This is a genomic window from Shinella sp. GW821-FHT10F02 (assembly GCF_058809275.1).
Genome location: NZ_JBXASL010000017.1, coordinates 13,056 through 32,703, shown reverse-complemented (window position 1 = coordinate 32,703; position 19,648 = coordinate 13,056). Strand labels below are relative to the sequence as shown.

At 65.5% G+C, this 19,648-nt stretch carries 18 protein-coding genes and 2 pseudogenes; 13 read left to right on the top strand and 7 right to left on the bottom strand.

Features of this window, described 5'->3' with window-relative positions; all coding sequences use genetic code 11:
• Positions 1–14 precede the first annotated feature (14 nt).
• The 7 genes from AC1RWL_RS31710 (at position 15) to AC1RWL_RS31680 (ending at position 6,376) form a co-directional block, all read left to right on the top strand.
• Positions 15–911, top strand: coding sequence for a LysR family transcriptional regulator (locus AC1RWL_RS31710; RefSeq protein WP_256119155.1), 897 nt, complete (start codon positions 15–17; stop codon positions 909–911).
• 105 nt (positions 912–1,016) lie between these two features.
• Positions 1,017–1,820 (top strand): carbon-nitrogen hydrolase family protein, encoded by an 804-nt coding sequence (locus tag AC1RWL_RS31705; protein ID WP_439629455.1) that lies wholly within the window; start codon positions 1,017–1,019, stop codon positions 1,818–1,820.
• Between the two features lie 11 nt (positions 1,821–1,831).
• Positions 1,832–2,494 carry an RraA family protein gene (locus tag AC1RWL_RS31700; protein ID WP_256119153.1) on the top strand — a complete coding sequence of 221 codons (663 nt, stop codon included), beginning with the start codon at positions 1,832–1,834 and terminating at the stop codon, positions 2,492–2,494.
• Positions 2,495–2,551: 57 nt separating this feature from the next.
• Positions 2,552–3,607, top strand: coding sequence for an ABC transporter substrate-binding protein (locus tag AC1RWL_RS31695; RefSeq protein ID WP_493097447.1), 1,056 nt, complete (start codon positions 2,552–2,554; stop codon positions 3,605–3,607).
• A 16-nt stretch (positions 3,608–3,623) separates the two neighbouring features.
• Entirely contained in the window at positions 3,624–4,691 is a 1,068-nt protein-coding gene (locus AC1RWL_RS31690; protein ID WP_319316278.1) for an ABC transporter ATP-binding protein, read from the top strand.
• Complete coding sequence (locus tag AC1RWL_RS31685) at positions 4,688–5,569, top strand: ABC transporter permease (RefSeq protein ID WP_256119150.1); 882 nt, start codon at positions 4,688–4,690, stop codon at positions 5,567–5,569. Before AC1RWL_RS31690 ends, AC1RWL_RS31685 begins: the two co-directional genes overlap by 4 nt.
• 12 nt (positions 5,570–5,581) lie before the next feature.
• Entirely contained in the window at positions 5,582–6,376 is a 795-nt protein-coding gene (locus tag AC1RWL_RS31680; RefSeq protein WP_493097456.1) for an ABC transporter permease, read from the top strand.
• Positions 6,377–6,394: 18 nt separating this feature from the next.
• Here AC1RWL_RS31680 and AC1RWL_RS31675 read toward each other — a convergent pair whose 3' ends face one another.
• Positions 6,395–7,255, bottom strand: a complete 861-nt coding sequence (locus tag AC1RWL_RS31675; protein ID WP_493097446.1) for an NmrA family NAD(P)-binding protein — start codon at positions 7,253–7,255, stop codon at positions 6,395–6,397.
• 134 nt (positions 7,256–7,389) lie between these two features.
• Between AC1RWL_RS31675 and AC1RWL_RS31670 the strand changes: the two genes are divergently transcribed.
• Complete coding sequence (locus AC1RWL_RS31670) at positions 7,390–7,974, top strand: tyrosine phosphatase family protein (RefSeq protein ID WP_439617313.1); 585 nt, start codon at positions 7,390–7,392, stop codon at positions 7,972–7,974.
• Here AC1RWL_RS31670 and AC1RWL_RS31665 read toward each other — a convergent pair.
• Together AC1RWL_RS31665 and AC1RWL_RS31660 are read right to left on the bottom strand one after the other, a co-directional pair.
• Positions 7,971–8,648 (bottom strand): aspartate/glutamate racemase family protein, encoded by a 678-nt coding sequence (locus AC1RWL_RS31665; protein WP_493097445.1) that lies wholly within the window; start codon positions 8,646–8,648, stop codon positions 7,971–7,973. The two genes, AC1RWL_RS31670 and AC1RWL_RS31665, sit on opposite strands and share 4 nt — an antisense overlap.
• A 7-nt stretch (positions 8,649–8,655) precedes the next feature.
• Entirely contained in the window at positions 8,656–10,113 is a 1,458-nt protein-coding gene (locus AC1RWL_RS31660; RefSeq protein WP_493097444.1) for an MFS transporter, read from the bottom strand.
• A gap of 154 nt (positions 10,114–10,267) precedes the next feature.
• On the opposite strand from AC1RWL_RS31660, the gene AC1RWL_RS31655 reads away from it, so the two are divergent.
• Both AC1RWL_RS31655 and AC1RWL_RS31650 read left to right on the top strand, forming a co-directional pair.
• A complete protein-coding gene (locus tag AC1RWL_RS31655) occupies positions 10,268–11,110 on the top strand; it encodes a MurR/RpiR family transcriptional regulator (RefSeq protein WP_435269117.1) in 843 nt (280 codons plus the stop codon).
• Positions 11,107–11,706, top strand: a complete 600-nt coding sequence (locus AC1RWL_RS31650; RefSeq protein WP_493097443.1) for a pentapeptide repeat-containing protein — start codon at positions 11,107–11,109, stop codon at positions 11,704–11,706. Before AC1RWL_RS31655 ends, AC1RWL_RS31650 begins: the two co-directional genes overlap by 4 nt.
• Before the next feature lie 442 nt (positions 11,707–12,148).
• Here the strand turns inward: AC1RWL_RS31650 and repC are convergent, their stop codons facing one another.
• The 3 genes from repC to repA form a co-directional block, all read right to left on the bottom strand.
• Positions 12,149–13,351, bottom strand: a complete 1,203-nt coding sequence (repC, locus tag AC1RWL_RS31645) for a plasmid replication protein RepC (protein ID WP_493097442.1) — start codon at positions 13,349–13,351, stop codon at positions 12,149–12,151.
• A gap of 261 nt (positions 13,352–13,612) precedes the next feature.
• Entirely contained in the window at positions 13,613–14,680 is a 1,068-nt protein-coding gene (gene repB / locus AC1RWL_RS31640; protein ID WP_493097455.1) for a plasmid partitioning protein RepB, read from the bottom strand.
• Positions 14,680–15,930: a plasmid partitioning protein RepA gene (repA, locus tag AC1RWL_RS31635; RefSeq protein WP_256119141.1), complete on the bottom strand. Its 1,251-nt coding sequence runs from the start codon at positions 15,928–15,930 to the stop codon at positions 14,680–14,682. The genes repB and repA overlap by 1 nt, the downstream gene beginning before the upstream one ends.
• Before the next feature lie 430 nt (positions 15,931–16,360).
• Here repA and AC1RWL_RS31630 point away from each other — a divergent pair, with 430 nt between their 5' ends.
• Complete coding sequence (locus AC1RWL_RS31630; protein ID WP_493097441.1) at positions 16,361–16,606, top strand: WGR domain-containing protein; 246 nt, start codon at positions 16,361–16,363, stop codon at positions 16,604–16,606.
• Between the two features lie 339 nt (positions 16,607–16,945).
• On the opposite strand, the gene AC1RWL_RS31625 is transcribed toward AC1RWL_RS31630, so the two are convergent.
• Positions 16,946–17,737 (bottom strand): helix-turn-helix transcriptional regulator, encoded by a 792-nt coding sequence (locus tag AC1RWL_RS31625; RefSeq protein ID WP_256120329.1) that lies wholly within the window; start codon positions 17,735–17,737, stop codon positions 16,946–16,948.
• Positions 17,738–17,833: 96 nt separating this feature from the next.
• On the opposite strand from AC1RWL_RS31625, the pseudogene AC1RWL_RS31620 reads away from it, so the two are divergent.
• Both AC1RWL_RS31620 and AC1RWL_RS31615 read left to right on the top strand, forming a co-directional pair.
• Positions 17,834–19,348 (top strand): annotated as a pseudogene (locus tag AC1RWL_RS31620) (hydantoinase/oxoprolinase N-terminal domain-containing protein); the annotation flags it as partial.
• Positions 19,322–19,634 (top strand): annotated as a pseudogene (locus AC1RWL_RS31615) (glycine betaine ABC transporter substrate-binding protein); the annotation flags it as partial. The pseudogenes AC1RWL_RS31620 and AC1RWL_RS31615, both read left to right, overlap by 27 nt.
• Positions 19,635–19,648: the final 14 nt, after the last annotated feature.

The following is a 19,648-nucleotide window of genomic DNA, read 5'->3' as shown; positions in this document are numbered from 1 at the left end:
CGGGGGGACATGCCATGAACCTGCGTTTCGTCGAAACATTCGTCTGGGTGGCCCGGCTCGGCAGCTTTCGCGCCGCCGCCGACCGGCTGAACGCCACCCAGGCCGCCGTCTCCAACCGCATCGCCAGCCTGGAAGCGGAGATGGGCTGCGAACTCTTCGAGCGCGTGCCGGGCGGCGTGCGGCTCTCCACCATCGGCCAGCGCGCCATGCAGCCGGCGGAAGAACTGCTGAAGGCCGCCACCAGCTTCAAGGTGGCGATCGGCAGCCCGCAGCATTTGCGCGCCACCGTGTCGATCGGCACCATCGATTCCATCGTGCATGCCTGGCTGCCCAATTTCATCGAGCGGGTGAAGGAGCGCTTTCCCGCCCTCGGCCTCGATCTCAACGTCGACACGTCGCTGGCGATCGGCAAGGACATCAGCGAGCGCCGGCTCGACCTCGCGCTGCTGATGGGCCCGGTGCTCACCCCCGGCCTGAAGAACATCGATCTCGGCACGATGGAATGCGCCTGGGTGGCGACGCCGTCCTTCGGTCTCGGCGGGCGCGAACTCACGTTGCACGACCTCGCCGAGCACCCCGTTCTGACCTTCTCGCGCAACAGCGTGCCGCATATCTGGCTGCTGCGGCAGTTCGAGGAAATGGGCGTGCAGCCGCCGGTCATTTCCAATTCCAACTCGCTCTCCGCCATGCTTCGGCTGGCCCGCGACGGCATCGGCGTGGCGCTGCTGCCGGTGCCCATGGTGGTGCCGATGATTGCCGAAGGCGTGGTGGAGCGCCTGTCGATCACCCCGCAATTTCCAGCCTTAAAACTCCATGCGGTCTATGCCGACGACCCGGAAAACCTAATCCCCTCAATGCTTTCGGTCATTGCCAGAGAGGCTTCGCTCGACACGACCGGCATCTCGGCCTAAAGAGCGTCCACACAAGTTTTTTCTATCAGGGACGACAATTCTTTGTCGTTTGTCATTCCAATCTTCTGGCCTGACGATACCCGGACTGAGACTTGGAGGACTTCGATGAAGATCAGTATTGTGCAAATGAATTCCGGTTCCGACAAAGCGAAAAACCTCGACGACGCCGAGCGCATGGTGCGCGACGTGGTCGCCGCCGAGGGGCCGGACCTGGTGGTTCTGCCGGAATATTTCGCCTTTCTCGGCGAGGGTCGCGATGCGGTGCACGGCAGCGGCGAGAGCTTCCCGGACGGCCCGACCTACCAGCGCTTCGCAGCCCTCGCCAAGGAACTCGGCGTGACGCTGCATGCCGGCTCGATGGTCGAGAAGGCCGGCAACAGCCACTACAACGCCACCGTGGTCTTCGGCCCCGAGGGCAAGGAAATCGCGAAATACCGCAAGATCCACCTGTTCGACGTCGACACGCCCGGCGGCGTCTCCTACCGCGAATCCGACACGATCGGCCGCGGCGAGGACGTGGTGACCTACAAGGTCGGCGACACCACGGTCGGCTGCGCCATCTGCTACGACATCCGCTTCCCGGAACTGTTCCGCGCACTGCGCGACAAGGGCGCCGATGTCATCGTGCTTCCCGCCGCCTTCACGCTGATGACCGGCAAGGACCATTGGGAAGTGCTCGCCCGCGCCCGCGCCATCGAGACGCAGACCTATTTCGTCGCGGTCGGCCAGGCCGGTGCCCATGCCGACGGCAAGAAGTGGTGCTGGGGCCATTCCATGGTCATCGATCCCTGGGGCCACATGGTCGCCCAGTGCTCGGATGGCGTCAGCGCCGCCTCGGCCCGCCTCGACCTCGACCGCATCGGCAGCGTGCGCCGCGACGTGCCCGTCGCCCAGCATCACGTTCTGTGAAGGAAAGAGCCATGTTCATCGTCAACCCCATGCCGCAGCAGATCGCTCCGGCACTCATAAAGAAGATGGAACAGGTCGAGACCGCGACCGTCGGCCATTTCCTGCATTCGGGTTTCCTGAACCGGGAACTGCGCGCCGTCCTGCCGGAAAAGCGCGTCGGTGGCACGGCCGTCACCGTGCGCCTGCCCCATGCGGATTCGACCATCCTGCACTATCTCACCAAGCTGGTGCGGCCGGGCGATTTCATCGTCGTCGACCGCTGCGGCGATGACAAACATGCTTGCTGGGGCGGCGTGGTCACCCATTCGATGAAGCTCGGCGGCATCGTCGGCGCGGTCATCGATGGCCCGGCGACGGATTTCTCCGAGATCCGCCGCGTCGACCTGCCCATGTGGTGCCGCGGCCCCTCGCCGATCACCACCAAGATCCTGGGGCTCGAAGGCGCGATCAACGTGCCGGTCTCGGTCGGCGGGCAGACGGTCAATCCGGGCGACGCCGTGATTGCGGATGAAAGCGGCGTGCTGGTGCTTGATCCGTCGAAGGCGGAGTGGGCGGTCGACAAGGCGCTCGCCATGCAGGAAAGCGAACTCGTGCTGCTCGAACGCCTGCGCAAGGGCGAGAAGCTGCCCGACATATCCGGCGCCACGAAAATCGTGGAAGCCTCGGCCGCCTGAGGCGGCCCAAACTATAAGCATACGGGAACAATTCGGTCCAAGAGTGGAGGAAAACTCATGACCAAGACCAGACACGCAACCCGCGCCGGCCTTGCCGCGCTTGCCATGGCCCTCGCCACTTCGGTGGCGATGGCCGATACGGTGGTGCTCACCGCCTATTCCGGCATCTTCCAGGAAAACTACGTGAAGGCCGTCGTCGAGCCCTTCATGAAGGCCAATCCGGACATTACCGTCGAATTCTACGGCATGCCCAACTCCGCCCAGATGCTCGGCACGCTGCGCGCCCAGGCCAGCGCCCCGCAGATCGACATCGCCATCATGGACGTCTCGGTCGCCAAGGCCGCGACCGACGAGGGCATCTTCGCGCCGATGGACGAGAGCGTCACGAAACATCTCGCCGACCTCTACCCGCAGGCCAAGGCCGAAGGAGTCAATGCCGTCGGCGTCACCTTCGACAACCTCGTCCTGCTCTACAACACCGACAAGGTGAAGACGGTGCCCACCTCGTGGAATGCGCTGTGGGACGCGCAATATGCCAAGCAGGTCTCCATTCCCGCCGTGCCGGATATCCAGGGCACGACGTTTACCATCCTCACCGACAAGATGGCGGGCGGCACCAACTACATCGAAAGCGTCGAGGCCGGCATCAACCGCTTGGCGGAGCTTGCCCCCCTCGTGCAAACCTGGGAACCGCGGCCGGACGTCTACCAGCCGATTTCCAGCGGCACGGCGGCGATCGGCATCGGCTGGAATGCCCGCGCGCAGGTCTATGCCGATCTCTCCGACGGCAAGCTCGGCGTTGTGCTGCCGGAGGAAGGCAGCGGCTTCCAGATCAACGTGATCGGCCTCGTCAAGGGCGGCCCCGCCAGCGACAGCGCCAAGAAATTCATCGACTATGCACTCAGCCCGGAGGCGCAGGCCGCCTTCACCGAGCAGATGTTCTACGCGCCGACCAATTCCAAGGCCGCCGCCCTCATCTCGGAAAAGGCGCTGAGCCGCACCGCCGCCGGTGCTATGGACAGGATGATCGACATCAACTGGCTCGAGGTCGCCAAGATCCGCGATGCCATCACCGAGCAGTGGCGCCGTCGCGTCATCCCGCTCAGCCGTTGATGGAGGTCTGCAACCGATGACATCTGCACCCGAAGAGCATCTCAGACTGGAAGGGATCGGCGTCAGCTTCGGCGCCGTCAACGTCATCCCCGCGCTCGACCTCTCGGTCCGCAAGGGCGAGATGGTCGCCTTCCTCGGCCCGTCGGGATGCGGAAAGACCACGACGCTGCGCATCATCGCCGGGCTCAACAAACCCTCCCGGGGCCGCATCATGGTGGGAGGGCGCGACATCACGCGCCTTCCCATCCATGATCGCGACATGGGCATGGTGTTCCAGAGCTATGCGCTGTTTCCGCACATGAACGTCACGCGCAATGTCGCGTTCGGCCTCCAGATGCGCAACATCCCGTCGCGCGATGCGGAAAGCCGGGCGGCGCAGGCGCTGGACATGGTCCAGCTCGGCCACCTCGCCCACCGCAAGCCGAAGGAACTGTCCGGCGGCCAGCAGCAGCGCGTGGCGCTTGCCCGCGCGCTCGTCATCGAGCCGTCGATCCTGCTCCTCGACGAGCCGCTGTCGAACCTCGACGCGAAGCTGCGCGACGAGATGCGCGTGCAGATCCGCGCGCTCCAGCAGCAAAGCGGCATCACCGCCGTCTTCGTCACGCACGACCAGGTCGAGGCGCTGTCGATGTGCGACCGCGTCGTGGTGATGCGCGGCGGGCGCGTCGAGCAGTTCGGCACGCCGACCGAGGTCTATGAACGCCCGGCCACCGCCTTCGTCGCCAATTTCGTCGGCCGCACCAACCGCCTCAAGGGCGCGATCACCGCCGAGGGCACGCTGACGGCCGCCGGCCACCAGCTTCGCTCCGCAACGACGCTGCCACCCGGCGCCGTCGAGATCCTTGTACGCCCGCACCGCATCCGCATCGATGACGCCGCCGAGACCGCCAACAGGGTGAAGGGCGCCGTCTCCGGCATCACCTTCATCGGCGACCTCGTGCAATATGCCGTGCGCGTCGGCGATGCCGAGGTGGTCGTGGAAGAGGCGACGCGGCGCGACCGCAGCCCGCTTGCCGTCGGCGACACGGTCACGCTCGGCTGGTCGGCGGAAGACACGCTCGTTTATCCGGCGGGCGAACAATGAGCGCCGTTCCCACCACCACCCCCGTGCCGGCGGCACCCCGCCAGTGGCGCGACGGCGAGCTCGCCGTCCTCCTGCTCCTGCCCATCGCGCTCATCAACGCGATCGGCTTCATCCTGCCGGTGCTGAACCTCGCGCGTTACTCCTTCAACAAGTCGCGCGTCGGCGGCGGCATCGAGGCCGTCTTCACCTGGGAGAACTGGGCGGGGCTGCTCAGCGACCCCTTCTATCTCGAACTGGTGTTCAACTCGGTCTGGATCAGCCTGGCGATCACGCTGACGACGCTCGTCGTCTCCTATCCGATCGCGCTCTACCTGCACCGCGCCTCCGGCGCCTGGCGCACCTTCCTCACCGTGCTTGTCATCTCGCCGCTTCTGACCTCCGCCGTCGTGCGCACCTATGGCTGGATCGCCATCCTCGTCGACGATGGGCCGGTGGTCGGCGCCATCAAGGCGCTCGGCCTGCCGGCGCCGAGCCTGATGTTCAACATCAAGGGCGTCTTCATCGGGCTGACCGAAATCCTGATGCCCTACATGATCCTCGCGCTGATGGCGGGCTTCGGCCGGCTCGATCCGCGGGTGGAAGAGGCCGCGCGCACGCTCGGCGCCACGCCGTCGCGCACCTTCATGAAGGTCATCCTGCCGCTGACGCTGCCCGGCATCGCGCTCGGCTGCCTGCTCTGCTTCGTGCTCGCCGTCTCGTCCTTCATCACGCCCAAGCTGATGGGCGGCGGGCGGGTGTTCCTGCTGGCGACCGAGATCTACGACCAGGCGATCGTCACGCTCAACTGGCCGCTCGCCTCGACGCTGTCGATCCTCGTGCTCATCGTCTTCGGTGCGGCATTGTGGGCCTATTCCGCCGTGCTGCGGCGTCTCGATTAGGAGGGAAAGATGATGGAAATCCACAAGACCTCCTGGCCGATGCGCATCCTCGTCTTCGTCCTCTTCGTCTACCTGCTGGCGCCGGTCATCCTCGTCTTCCCGCTGTCCTTTTCGGGCGACCAGGTGCTGCGCTTCCCGCCGTCCTTCTGGTCGACACGCTGGTATTCGGCGCTGTTTGCCAACAGCCAGATGCTGCAGGCCTTCTGGACGAGCCTGTCGCTCGCGGCCATCGTCACGGCCCTGTCGATTATCATCGCCGTGCCCGCCGCCTGGGTGATGACGCGGCTCACCTTCGCCGGCCGCGACCTGCTGTTCAACCTCTTCACCGCGCCGCTGCTTTTGCCCACCATCGTGCTCGGCCTCGCCATCCTCATCGTCTTCGCCTCCTTCGGGCTGCTTGCGACGATGCACGGCCTGGTCTTCGCCCATCTGGTGGTGACGCTGCCCTATGCGCTTCGGGTGCTGGCCGTGTCGCTCAGCACGCAGGACCGCGCCTGCGAGGAGGCGGCGAGGACGCTCGGCGCCAAGCCGCTCACCGTCTTCTTCCGCGTCACCGTGCCCATGCTGACGCCCGGCATCGTCGCGGCGGCGGCGCTGTGCTTCCTCGTTTCCTTCGACGAGGTGGTGATCACGCTGTTCCTCACCGGCCCGCGCATCAGCACGCTGCCCGTCGAACTCTACAACTACGTCTACAACCAGGCCGACCCGCTCGTCGCCGCCGCCTCCGCGCTCCTCATCCTCCTGACACTCGCCGTCATCATGATCGTCGAACGCGCCATGGGCCTCGGCAAGGCCTTCGTGAAGTAGAACCCCCTCGCCTCCGGCTCACCGCGTGCCGGAGGCGACCAGGCTGTCGATATGGGCCTGCAAGGTCACCGTACCGCGGATCGGATTGTCCGGCCGCGCCGGCGCGTCCACCGTTGCCGCCGTCATGCGGGCATAGGCGCGCGCCGCCTCGGCGGAAAAGCCGGCCTCGCGAAAACTCTGCTCCCAGCCTTCCCGCGGCGTGGTCTCCACCACCACCGGGCGGCCGAGCGTGGCGGAAAAGGCGTTGGCGACATCCTGGAACGTATAGGCCCGCGGGCCTTCCACATAGCGGATGCCGACATCGTCGAGCCCGCTCACCAGCCGGCGATAGGCCGCTTCCGCCAGATCCGTCGGCGAGACCATCGGCAGCACCATATCGGCCGGAAAGGCGGTGGGCAGCGTGCCGCCGCGCGCCGGGTCCAGCAGCAGGTCGAGATTGGTGTAATAATAGGCCGCACGGTCGATGGCGGTGGGAATGCCGCTCGCCTTCGCCCGCTGCTCGAAGTCGTAGAGCACCGAGAGGTCGCCAATCGCCTCGCCCTTCTGCGCGCCATAGGTCGAGGCGACGACGATCTTTTCGAGGCCCGAACCCGCAAGCGCATCCGTGATGCTGCGCGCCGTCGCAAGCTCGGCGGCGTCGCTGTCGCCGCGCGTATCGGCCGGCGGGTTGAGCAGGAAGGCGCGGTGGCCGCAGCGAAGTACCTTGTGCAGGGCCTCCGTGTCGGTGATGTCGACCACCGCCGGCTCCACCCTTGCCGTCGCGATGGCGCCGGCCTTGTCCGCATCGTGCAGCACGGCGATCACCCGCTGGCCCGCCTGGTCGAGCGCGCGCACGAGGTTTGCACCGATATGGCCGGTTGCTCCGAGAACGACAAACATGGGTCACCTCCTGGTCTTCCCCGAAAAAACCCATTTGCCGCGACAGGGTTCCAAAACCGGGCCGAATAGGTTTGCCGGGCGGGCGGCGCAGGTGCTATCTGCGGCAAAGCCGAAACGCAGTGTTGGAGATGGACATGGATGTGGTTTTTACGCCGGAATTGACGGTGTGCGGGATCGATGAACTGCCGGGCCACGGCACGCGCAACGTCACCCATGTGCTCTCCATCATCGATCCGGACTATCCGGAGCTGGAAGCCTTCCTGGCCTATGGCACGCATCACCGCACCACGCTGCGCTTCCACGACATCATCGCCGCCGCGCCGGAGCGCGTGATGCCGCACCCGGACCACACGCAGGAAATCCTGCGCTTCGGCACGGATTTCCAGGCCCGGCAGGATGCCAAGGGGCCGAGCCACCTTCTGGTCCATTGCCATATGGGCGTGTCGCGCTCGACGGCCGCCATGCTGACGCTGATGGCGCAGGCGAACCCGGACGAGCCGGCCGAAAGCCTGTTCGCCCGCCTCGTCGCCATCCGCCCGCAGGCCTGGCCGAATTCGCAGATGGTGGGTTTTGCCGATGAACAGCTCAGCCGAAAAGGCGACCTGACGGCCGCCCTCCGACGCCATTACGGCCGGCAGATCAAGAGCCGGCCGCAGTTCACCGAGTGGATGACGACACTCGGCCGCGACGCCGAGTTGAAGATGGCGATCCTCGACTAGATCGCCCTGGACACCCGTTCGGCCTCGCCAATGAGGCCGACGATGCGCTCGACGGCCGACGGGATCGGCCCGAGCACCGGCTTGCCGAAGCGGGGGCGGAGTGCCTTGGCGGCTTCGCCGAGCGGGCCGCCACCGATGACCACGGCCTGCGCGCCGTCCTCCCCGATGCACGCGCCGACCGCACCGGCGAGCGCCTCGATGAGCAGGGCGGGATCGGCGGCGAGCGTCACCGGATCGCCCGCCGTACAGCGGATGCCCGTATAGAGATGGGCAAGGCCGAGATCATGCGCCCGCTGGCCGATCGCCTCGGCCAGATCCGGCGTGGAGGTCGCCACGCCGAACCGGCGTCCACCCTCCGAGGCCTCGATCATCGAGGCCTCGCAGATGCCGACCACCGGAACCGCCACCTTGCGGCGAAGCTCGGCAAGGCCGGGATCGCCGAAGGCGCTGACGATGATCCCCACACACTCCTTACCATGCGCCGTGCCCAGCTCGACCACCTCGGCGGCGGATGCCGTGAGCTGCTCGGGCGTGACGATCATGGAGGGCGCCCGGCTGGCGGTGACGGTTTTCACCGCCAGCCTGCCGGCGAGAGCGTTGAGCGCGATGGCGTGCATCATCTCGCTCGTCGCCTCGGAACTGTTGGGATTGATCAACAGGATGTGCGGGGTCATGCTTGGTTCAAGCTCCAGCTTTCAGGGGTTGCACGGCAAGCTCCGGGCTTTCGGTGGTGGCATCGGCACGCTGCGTGATGTCTTCCATCGACATGCCGTAGGTTTCCGGTCCCAGACGAATGCACACCGCGAAGACCGCATACATGGCCGCCGCCAGGCCGAACACGCCGACCATGCCGTAATGGTCGAACAGCGCGCCGGAAATGGTGGGCACGAAGGAACCGGCCGCCGAGCCCGAGGCCAGGATGAAGGCCACCCCGAAGGCGCGGATGCGGGTCGGGAACAGTTCCGGCGCGTAGATCCAGATGGACGTGTTGAGCAGGAGCACGAAGAACTGGAAGAGCGCGCCGAAGAACAGCACCAGATAGATGGTGGTGCCGAGATACATGATCGACAGCGCTGCCAGGCAGGCGCAGATCGCGCCGATGGTCAGCACGCGCTTGCGCGGGAAGTAGTAGCCGAACATCGAGGCCGCAATGGCACCGAGCACGCTGCCGCTCTGGATGATCATGCTGTAGAGCAGGCTGCCCTGCAGCGTGTAACCCATCGAGACGAAGATGACCGGCATCAGCGTCAGCACGGAGAGCTGGGCGCCATAGCTCATCAGGATGGCGATGGACACCGGCACGATGCGGCCGAGGAAGGGAGCGCGGAACAGTTCCTTCCAGGCGCCCTTGGTCGGCGGCGCGTCCGTCGCCTGGTCCTTCGTCAGGTGCTCGCGCACCACCAGGTTTTTCGGCCGCAGCGACCCGGATTCCAGCACCGAGAGCACCTTGTTCGCCTCGTCTATCCGCCCTTGCGAGGCAAGGAAACGCGGCGTTTCCGGCACGTAGCGGCGGTAGAACACGACGAGCAGGGCGGGCAGCGCCAGCGAGGCGAAGAGCCAGCGCCAGCTATCCTCGCCGGGGAAGATGCTGAAGATCATCAGCCCGTAGACGGGTGCGAGAAAGTTGCCGAAGCCGCCCGCGCCCACATTGACGAGGCCGGCCGCCGTTCCGCGGAACTTTGGCGAGCAGAATTCCGACAGCATGGTGACGGCGGTCGAAATCTCGCCGCCGACGCCGAAGCCGACGATGGCGCGCGCAATGCACAGGAACATGAAGTCCGGCGCCAGCGCGCAGGCCGCCGAGCCGAGCGAGAACAAGAGCAGGTTGACGGTGAGCATGACGCGGCGGCCGTAGCGGTCGCCGAGAATGCCCGAAAGCAGGCGGCCGATGGCAGCGCTGCCGAAGGTGATCGTGTTCAGGAAGCCGATATCCGTGCCCGTCAGGCCCCAGTGCTCCTTCAGGAGCGGCCCCGACACGCCGATCGTGTTCTGCTCGAAACTGTCGAACAGGCAGCCGATCAGCACCAATGCGATGATCTGTTTGTGCGCCCCGGTCACTCCAATCCGGGTGAGCGCGCCTTCCAGTTGCCGAATGACCGGCGATGATTTGCCGGACTGCACCATACCTTCTGCTGCCATAGTCTCCTCCTCCTGGCATCAGCGTGAAAATCAATTTTCATACTATGCCTTCGAGAAATGCGTTTTTCAAGAGAAACTTGTGAGCGCCCTGTTCTTCCCGAAGGCCGGTCCCTCCGTTACAAGCAGGCGATGGCAAACGAGGCTTTGGGGTGAGATGAGTTCGACGGATCGTTCGTTCCTGTTCAGGGTGAGGGATGCGCTGGACGACCTGCATCCGGCGGAGCGGCGGCTGGGCGATTTCGTCTGCGATTTTCCGGGTGAACTTGCGAGCTATTCCGCCTCCGAACTGGCGCGGCTCGCCCAGGTCTCGAATGCCACCGTCACCCGCTTCGTGCGCCGCCTCGGCTACGAGAATTACGAGGAGGCGCGCCGCCATGCCCGCGACGAGCGCCAGACCGGCTCGCGCCTGTTCCTCGCCACCTCGACGGATGCGGCCGGCGACCAGTCGGTGGCCGCCCACGTCGCCCAGGGCATCGCCAATCTCGAAGGCACCTTCGCCACCATCACCGACGCGCAGGTGAACGCGGTGGCCGACGCCGTGCTGGAGGCGCGAAAGACCTGGGTCGTCGGCTTTCGCAGCTCCCACCCCTTTGCCGATTACCTGCAATGGCAGATGACGCAGGTCGCCGAAAACATCGTCGCCATCCCCGGCGCCGGCCAGACGCTCGGCGAACACCTGGTCAGCGTCACCGAACGCGACGTTGCCATCGTCTTCGGCCTGCGCCGCCGCATCGCGCAGATGGAGGCGATCCTCTCGGCCATCGAAAAGAGCGGCGCGAAACTGCTCTACATCACCGACGAGGGCGTCGCCCACCGGGCGAGCGCCACCTGGCATTTCCGCTGCCAGACGCTCGCCCCCGGCCCCCTCTTCAACCACGTCTCCGTCATGGCCGTCTGCCACCTCATTACGACGCGGGCAATCGAGCGCGCCGGAGCCGCCGGCCGCACCCGCCTGCGCGGCATCGAACGCTTCGGCGATACGCTGGAGGAGCTGTGAGCGGTCAGCATCCGCAAACCACGATCACCCGCGCCGACTGGTACGGCCGCAAACTTGAGCGGGAGCGTCATGCGGACACGCTGTTTTCGGATCTCGACCTGACGGAGGCGGAGAATATCGGCAGCGTCTTTTCCGACTGCGTGTTCCGCAGCGCCCGCTTCAACGCCTCGGTCCACCGCGATGCCGCTTTCGTCAACTGCACCTTTGTCGCCTGCAAGTTCTTCGATGCCAGCTTCACCAATTGCAAATTCGTCGGCAGCCGTTTTGAGGATTGCGCCTTCGACACGATCAAGGTGGTCGAGGGCGACTGGTCCTTTGCGGGCCTCGCCCATGCCGATCTCGGCCGCGCCTCGTTTTCCGGCACGAGGCTGCGCGAGGCGGACCTGACGGGCGCCCAGTGCCGCTCGGGATCGATCCGCAATGCCGACCTCTCCGGCGCGCTCCTGCACAATGCCGATTTCACCGGCTGCGACCTCCGGGGAAGCGATCTCAGCGCGATCGAGCTCAAAACCATCCACCTCAAGGACGCCATCATCACCATCGACCAGACCATCTTCATCGCCGAGGCGCTCGGGCTGGATGTGCGGCTGAAGTGAGGGCAACCAGCCCTCGCGTTCCTGCATAGCTGCACTGCACAAAAAATGTTTATCAAAAGGTCAAAAGTTGGGCATAGTGCCTGCAGTTGATGCACGTGATGGTTCCTCCCAGTCCATCGCATCAGCTGTTCCCCTCTGGAGGTTTTTGACCTTCACACTTCAAGGGCCACGGTTTTCCGTCGGCCCTTTTTTTTGCGCGCAATTTGCCGGGAGCGGGCGTGTGACAGCTGTCAACCGCGTCCCACCGTTCCGACGATGCAGCCTTCCCTTCTCCCCCGCGGGGAGAAGGTGGCCCGAAGGGTCGGATGAGGGGGTGGCGTCGACGGATCATTTTGCCGTTTCGCGCCCGTAGCCTCCCCCTCATCCGCCTGCCGGCACCTTCTCCCCGCGGGGGAGAAGGGGACAAGTGGCGATGGTATCACTCCAGACACCAGGGACCGCGTCACGTCCGCCCCTGCCCGCGTTCCAACGCCTGCACCATCGGATAGATGCTGAAGGCCGAACGTTCCGCCTTGTCGGTGAGGTCGCGCAGATAGCCGCCGGGCGAGCGGATGGCCTCGCCGCGCTCCAGAAGCGCCGCGATCACCACCGCGGCCGCCGCATCCCCCATCGCCGCCTTCGCCTTGCGCCAGGCATCAGGCGAAATGCCCAGCATCGAGCGCACCAGATCCGCCGCCGCCACGAGGTCCGTCCAGCTTTTCACGCCGCTGCGGGCATAATCGGCGATCTGCGGGCAGAGCCGCATCAGCCGGTCGAGGCTGATCGCCATCTTCTGCTCGGGTGCCGCCTTCGCCGTTTCATTTTCTCGGCCATATGGTTCAATAGGTTGGTCTGTGTTTGAATTCTGAATATGCTGCTCAGATTGATGCGCACTGCCGCTCATTTCTTGCTCTGAAAGGCTTGAGAGATAAGCGTTTTCCACTTCGGCCCGAAGGCGCTGGAGGCCGTCGCGGCGCGTGGCCAGGATGTCTGCGGCGGCACGCCGGCCAAGCCCTGCCACGAGATCGGCGAGGCGGGCGGCAAGACCGAGCCAATCGCCCGCCCTGCCCTCTTCCAGCGCCGTGGCGATGATCTTGGCGATATCCCTCTGGTGCAGCGTCACTTCGCTCCTCAGCGCCCGGATGGCCCTGTCCTCGGCGCGCGCACGCTCGGCCGCCTCGAAGATTTCGCCGGCCTTCAGCGCCAGCGGTGCGAGATCGAAGCCGAAGGCATCCTCCAGCGCGCCCTTCTCGTCACGCCGGCAGAAGCGTTTTCCGTTGGCGCTGTCGCGGCGGAAGATCAAGCCGGCCTCGACGAGCGCCGCCAGATGCCGCCGGATCGTCGCCGGGGCCATGCCGCGCGCGCGCAGCGAAAGCTCGCGGTTGGACGGGAAAACGATGATCGGCGCCGTGCCATCGAGCTCGCGCTCATTGGCGAAGGAGACGAGCGCCTCCAGCACGCTGATCGTGCGGTCGCCGATGCCGAAGACGCCGCGCGCCTCCGTCACGGCGCGCATGAGCTGCCACTTGTCGGCACGCCCATTGTCGTTGCCGCCGCCGCCGGCGCGCAGCTTTTCCTGCCGCTCCGCCGCTTCGCGCTGCCGCATGAAAAGGCGCGCACTCATCCGCCCGCCGCCGAAAGGCGTCGTTGCAATCTGCTCCATCATGGTCGGGTCCTCTTTTGAGAGGCAAGGAGGTCCCGTCAACGCCGCCGCTCAGGCAGGCGAAGTCCCTTGTGCCGTGCAGCATCAGATGCCGACGACGCTTGACTTTGACCCTTGGAAGTGATTCTCTCGAATTGCTACATAGAAGAGGGCTTCCGAAATGGTGACGTTTTGGGGGCCTTTTTTCTTGTCTCCGCGCTTCCTTCCGCTGGTTTCTCTGGGTGTTGCCGGCCGTTCACACGGCCGAATCAGTGTGTCTCGGGCTCAGCTTTTCCCCGCTATTTCGCCCTTCCGGGCAGCGAGAAAAGCCGCATAATCCTCTTCCAGCCGCGCCGTCAGCCGCGCGATGAAGGCCGGGTCGACATCCGGCGGGAACGCGATGCGCACCGCCTTGCCCTTGCGCTCCACCTTGGCGAGAAGCCCGCCATCGGCTTTGCGGATTTCCTCCACCGCCGCGGCCGCCTTCAGCGCGCGATGCATCAGCCGGTCGAACAGCTTTTGGAACCGCTCGTCACTGCCGACCCGGCGGAACTGCTCGGACGTGACCTCGTCATCGGCCTTCTCGATTTCCGCGCCGTTGCCGTTCTCGAAGAGCGCGCCCAGCGCCATCCAGCGCTCGCGCCCCGCCTTCGGCGCCGGGCCGATCTCGCGCACGAAACGGATGGGCACGCTGTCGGCCACCTGAAGCAGGCGCGACAGCTCGCTCTTCTGCACGGCGAGCGCATCGCCCACGAGCCGGCGCTCGAAGCCGCGCGCCACCAGCGCCTGCGCAAACAGCGCGCGCTCGATGAAACTCAGGTTGCGCCGCTCGGCATTCTCCTTGCCCTGCGCCAGCACCAGCTCTTCGTCGGACAAAGCCCGCACGATCGCCTTGACCTTCTGGCCGAGGCGGCGCGCGGCCTTCAGGCGGCGATGGCCATAGGCGACCTGGTAGCGGCCCTCCCCTCCTCCATCCGTGGCAGGTGCGGGGCGAACGAGGATCGGCACCTGCTGGCCGCTGTCGCGCATGCTGTCGACCAGCGCCAGGAAATCCGCATCGTCGCGCTCCTCGTCGGAGAGCCGGTCGTTGACGAAGGACGCTTCGATGCGGTCGGTATCGAGCGCCACGATGCGCTCGCCCTCCTCCAGCGCCTGGCGCAGCGCCCGCGCCTCTTCGGCTTCCCGCGTGATCGAGGACAGCGTCAGCCCCATCGCCTTGACGGCGCCCGACGACGTGCGGCCGGGCTCGCCGGCGGCGGGCAGCGATTTCGTCTCGGGTGCCACCTCGCCGGCCGGCAGGATATCGCCGCCGAACAGGGCCTTGATGGAATTCTTGCGGTCGCGGCCGGTCATCATGCGCGTCCCCATGCAGTGTGCAGCAACTGTTCGATCTCGCTGTTGACGGCCTCCAGCGAATCCATCGCCCGGTCATAGGTGCCGCGCGAAAAGTTTTCGCGGCCGACCTCGTAGAGCGTCTGCTTGGTGAGGCCGGCATCCGAGACGGCGGTGGATTTCAGCATGGCCGAGGTCAGGACCCGGTTGCCGAACAGCGAGCGCAAAAAACCGACGATCTGCGCCTGCGGCCCGTCATGCGGCTCGTAGCGGGTGACGAGGTAGCGCAAAAAGTCGAAATTGAGCTGGCCGCCCGCCTCGCGCACCACGCCAAGCAGGTCCGATGTCATGAACAGGAACTGGCTCATCGAGGCGACATCGAGCATCTGCGGATGCACGGTGACGATGACCGAGGTGGAGGCGCAGAGCGCCGACAGCGTGAGGTAGCCGAGCTGCGGCGGGCAATCGATCACCACCACGTCGTAATCGTCGGCGACCGAGGCGAGCGCCGCCTGCACCCGTGTGAAGAACAGGCCATGCGCCTCGCCGGCCTTGCGCTCGGTCAGCGCGCGCGGCGTCGCATGTTCGAATTCCTGGAGCTCCAGATTGCCGGGCACCAGATCGAGATTATGGAAATAGGTTTTCCGGATGATCGCCGAGAGCGGGCGCACCTCCGCGTCGTAACGGATCGCGCCGTAGATCGTGTCATTGCCGACGAGGTCGAGTTCCGGCTGGTAACCGAAGAGCGCCGAAAGCGAGGCCTGCGGATCGAGGTCGATGGCGAGCACCCGGTGGCCGGTCATCGCCAGATGCTGGGCGAGATGCACGGAGGAGGTCGTCTTGCCGGAGCCGCCCTTGAAATTGGTGACGGAGATGACCTGCAGGTGTTCGCCGCGCGCGGGGTCGCGCCATTTCACATAGGCGCGGGCTTTCGCTGCATTGCCCTTGGCGCGGGCCTGCTCGGCGAGGTGATGGCGCAGCGCGTCGATATCGGCGAGCGAATACATGCGCCGCCCGCCGGGGCCGGTCGCAAGCTCAGGCCCCTCCCCTGCCAGCGAGATCTGCCGCAGGTAGCCGTCCGAAACGCCGATCAGCCGCGCCGCCTCGCCGGAGGTGAAGCTGCGCAGCGTCTTCTGCGAGGTCGGCGGGAAGAGCCGGTCGCGCATCGCCTGGAGCTGCACGGAAAGCGCATGCGCATCTTCCGCAATGGTCTCGTCGGCCGGGCGAAGCGGCACCTGTTCTCCCAACGCTGTCTCCGACGGCTTGGCCATCCGCAGTCTCCGTTCCTTGCCCAGTCTTTGGGCTCAATCCCCCTGTCCCGTCATGATCGGGCGGATCGTCTCGCCTATAGTGTCTCCGATTCTCCACCCCGGGGATATGCGGGGACGGGAGAATCTACAGATGCTTTTGGCAGTTACGGCGAAAGTCACAATCTTCGCCCGGTTCCGTTAGGGACGGTGCGGCAGCTTCCGAGTCGCGTCAAGCGTTTTTTGGTTAACGAAATCTTAACGCCGGACCCGGCGCGAGGCTGGAAAACTGGGCTTTTCGCCCCTGCCGCCTCCGCGGTCATCCACCGGATTCACCACGGTCGCGTTGACACCTGTCAACATCGCCGACCCATCACGCACATGAATCGATCCGCGCGGACCGATTCCGAAAAGTCGTTGGACGCGATTCTCTTCCCCGGCGAGACTCGGCGCCATGGATGAGACGAGGTCAAGCCATTTCGAACGCCGCGATCCGGCGCGCAACATGCAGCGCTTCTATCGGCTGACGGTGACGCGCGACCTGTTCGGCACCGCGCTGCTGGTGCGCGAATGGGGCCGCATCGGCGTCTTTTCCCGCGAGCGGGTGGAGGCGAAGCGAAGTCTGGCGGAGGCGTGGCGGGATGCGGAGCGGCTGGCCGTGCGGAAGTGCCGGCGGGGTTATGTGCCGGTGGGGGATTGAGAGCCGGAGGTAGAAGGCCAAGCCCGGCGGCCTCTCTTTTGTCTCCATCCTCTCCAGCCTCTCCTCCTCTGGTCCCCTCCTCCTATCCTCCTTTTCGTCCTTTCCACCCTCCTCTCCCTCTGGTCCTATCCATCCTCGCCACCCTCTCCTCCGTCATCCTCGGGCTTGACCCGAGGATCCACGCATCACTGCAGGCCTTGAGGGTGTGGCATGGATCCTCGGGTCAAGCCCGAGGATGACGTTGGTGGGTGGGGTCGGCGTATCGTACGGGACGGCGGGCCGGGACCCCGACCACGATCGCAAAGCGCCCCCTACCCGTTGACACCTGTCAACACCCCCTCAATGCGGCTGGCTGCGGTGGAAGAAGTGGAGGAAGAGTTCCCGCTCGGTGGTGATGTCGAGTTTTTCGTAGATGCGGGCGCGGTGGTTTTTGACCGTGCCGGAGGCGATGCCGAGGCGGGCAGCGATGGTGGCGGTGGGGTGGCCGTTCAGCACGAGTTCCACCAGTTCCAGCTCGCGGGCGGACAGTTCCGGCCAGAGGGCGGCGGCGATGACGGGGCCGTTGGCCGGCACCGCGCCGGGCGCCGTGGGGGTCGCGCTGCGGCTGTAGGAGGGCTGGCGGGTTTTCGTGTCGAGCGCGTGCAGGGCGGCGAAGACGGAAAAACGTTCGTTGAGCAGGTCCACGTCGGCATCGCGGAAGGGCTGGCGCGAGCGGTCGAGGAAGATGCCGAGGCACCAGTCGTCGCCATCCTCCAGCAGCACGCCGATCTCGTCGCAGATTTCCGACTGGGCGAGGAACTCGGCAATGTAGCGGCCGCGTTTCATGCGGTCGCTGGCGAGGCTCTTCAGGGGCACGATGCCGGTGCGCCGCTCGCCGCGCCAATGGGCATAGAAGGGGTCGAAGACATAGTAGGTTTCGAGGTAGCGCGCGACCATCTCTTCCGAATAGCCGCGGTGCTTGACGAATTCCGGCCGGCGGGTCGCCGAATAGCGCGTGACGGTGATGAGGTCGGGCGAGACGACGGCGCCGATCATGTCGATCAGCCGGTCGACGTGCTCGTCCGTTCCCGTCGCGGCGATCGCGACGGCAAGGTTCTGCCAAAACTCTGCGCGCATGCTCTGATCTAGCATCCCCCTGCCCCGCCGTCATTGTGCCTTTCGGCATATGGCGCCCCGCCCTTGCCCGAGCCTAGTCTTCCCCCATCGAAAGTCTCGGAGGGCAAGGACTTGGAAAACCCGATTGTGATTGGCATCGACGCGGGCGGCACCATGACCGACACGATCCTCGTCGATCGTCATGGACACTTCAAGATCGGCAAGGCGGCAACGACGCCGAAAGACGAGGCGGAGGGTTTTGTCGCCTCCTCCCTTGACGCAGCCGAGGCCTGGGGCATTTCGCTCGAAAGCCTGTTTTCCGGCGTCGACGTCGTGCTCTATTCCGGCACCGGCATGCTCAACACGCTGCTGTCGCGCACCGGCCGCAGGCTCGGCCTCATTACCACCAAGGGCATGGAGGACATGATCCTGATGGGCCGCGGCTTGCAGGCCTGGGCCGATTATTCCTATGCCGACCGGCTGCATGCCGTCACCCACCATCACCCCGATCCCCTCGTGCCGCGCCGGCGCACCCATGGCGTGACGGAGCGCATCGACCATTTCGGCGATGTCGTTCTGCCGCTCTATGATGCCGACGTGGTGAAGGCTGCCCGCGCGCTGATCAAGGACAAGGTCGATGCCATCTGCATCATGACGATCTTCTCCCATGTGAACCCGGTGCATGAAAAGCGCATCGCGGAAATCTGCCGCGAGGAGGTCGAAAAGGCCGGCGCCGAGATCACCGTCTATACCAGCCATGAGGTGCGCCCGGTCATCCGCGAACAGTCGCGGCTGAATTCAGTGCTGATCGAGGCCTATGCGACGTCGCGCGGCCGCAAGCAGCTGCGCGGCATCGAGGATGCGTCGAAGAAATACGGCTTCAAATATGGCGTGCAGACGCTACTCTCCTTCGGCGGCTCCGGTCCGCTGCATCTTGCCGGCTGCTCCAAGGGCATCGGCTTCAAGGACATCATCACCTTCCAGTTCGCCGCCGGCTTCTCCGCCTTCGGCTGCACCACGGCGGATTACATGCGCCGCCACTCGGTCTCTACCCAGATCGACATTTCGGCGCGCGCCACGGAGGACCGGCTCGTTGCCGCCGGCAGCCAGATCACCAAGGTCTGGAGCGATCTCGAAAGGGCGGCGGTCGATGAAATGCTGGCCGACGGCCATGCGCGCGAGAAGATCAAGACGGTGCCCTTCTTCATGGCGCGTTATACGGGCCAGCTCGAAGGCGTCGAGGTCATCGCGCCGTTGCCAGCTGTCAACTCGGCAGACGACATGCGCGCCGTGCTCGCCCAGTTCGAGGAGGTCTATGCCAAGGCGAACCACCGCGTCTCGAAATATGGCGAGGCGGGCTTCTCGCTGATGGAGCTCGGCGTCATCGCCACGGCCGACAAGATCAAGCCGACGCTCATCCGCCGGCCGCTCGGCACCGCCAATCCGGTGAGCGCCCACAAGGGCACGCGCGAGGCCTATATCGGCGGGCGCTGGCACAGGGCCAATCTCTACGAAATGGACCTGCTCGAACCCGGCCACGAGGTGACCGGCCCGGCCATCATCGAGCATCCGGCCACCACGCTCGTCGTGCATCCGAACGACCGCGTCTTCATCTCTGTCTACCAGATCAACTATCTCTCCGGCGGAGACGACTATTCCCAACTACGGCGGCGCCGACATCTACACCAACATCCGCGCCGGCTACGCGGCCGAATGCCCGAACGTCGCAAAATTCGTCACCAACCTGCGCTTCACGCTGCCCATGGAAAACGAAATCATGGGCGCCATCCTGAACGACGGCAAGGACGCCGAGGTCGCCGCAACCGAATGGCTGAAGGCGCATCCCGACGCGGTGACGCCGTGGCTGGAGGGCGTGACAACGATCGACGGCAAGCCGGAGGCGGAAGCGGTGGGCGGGTTGCTCAACGGGTGAGGGTTTTGGTGGGG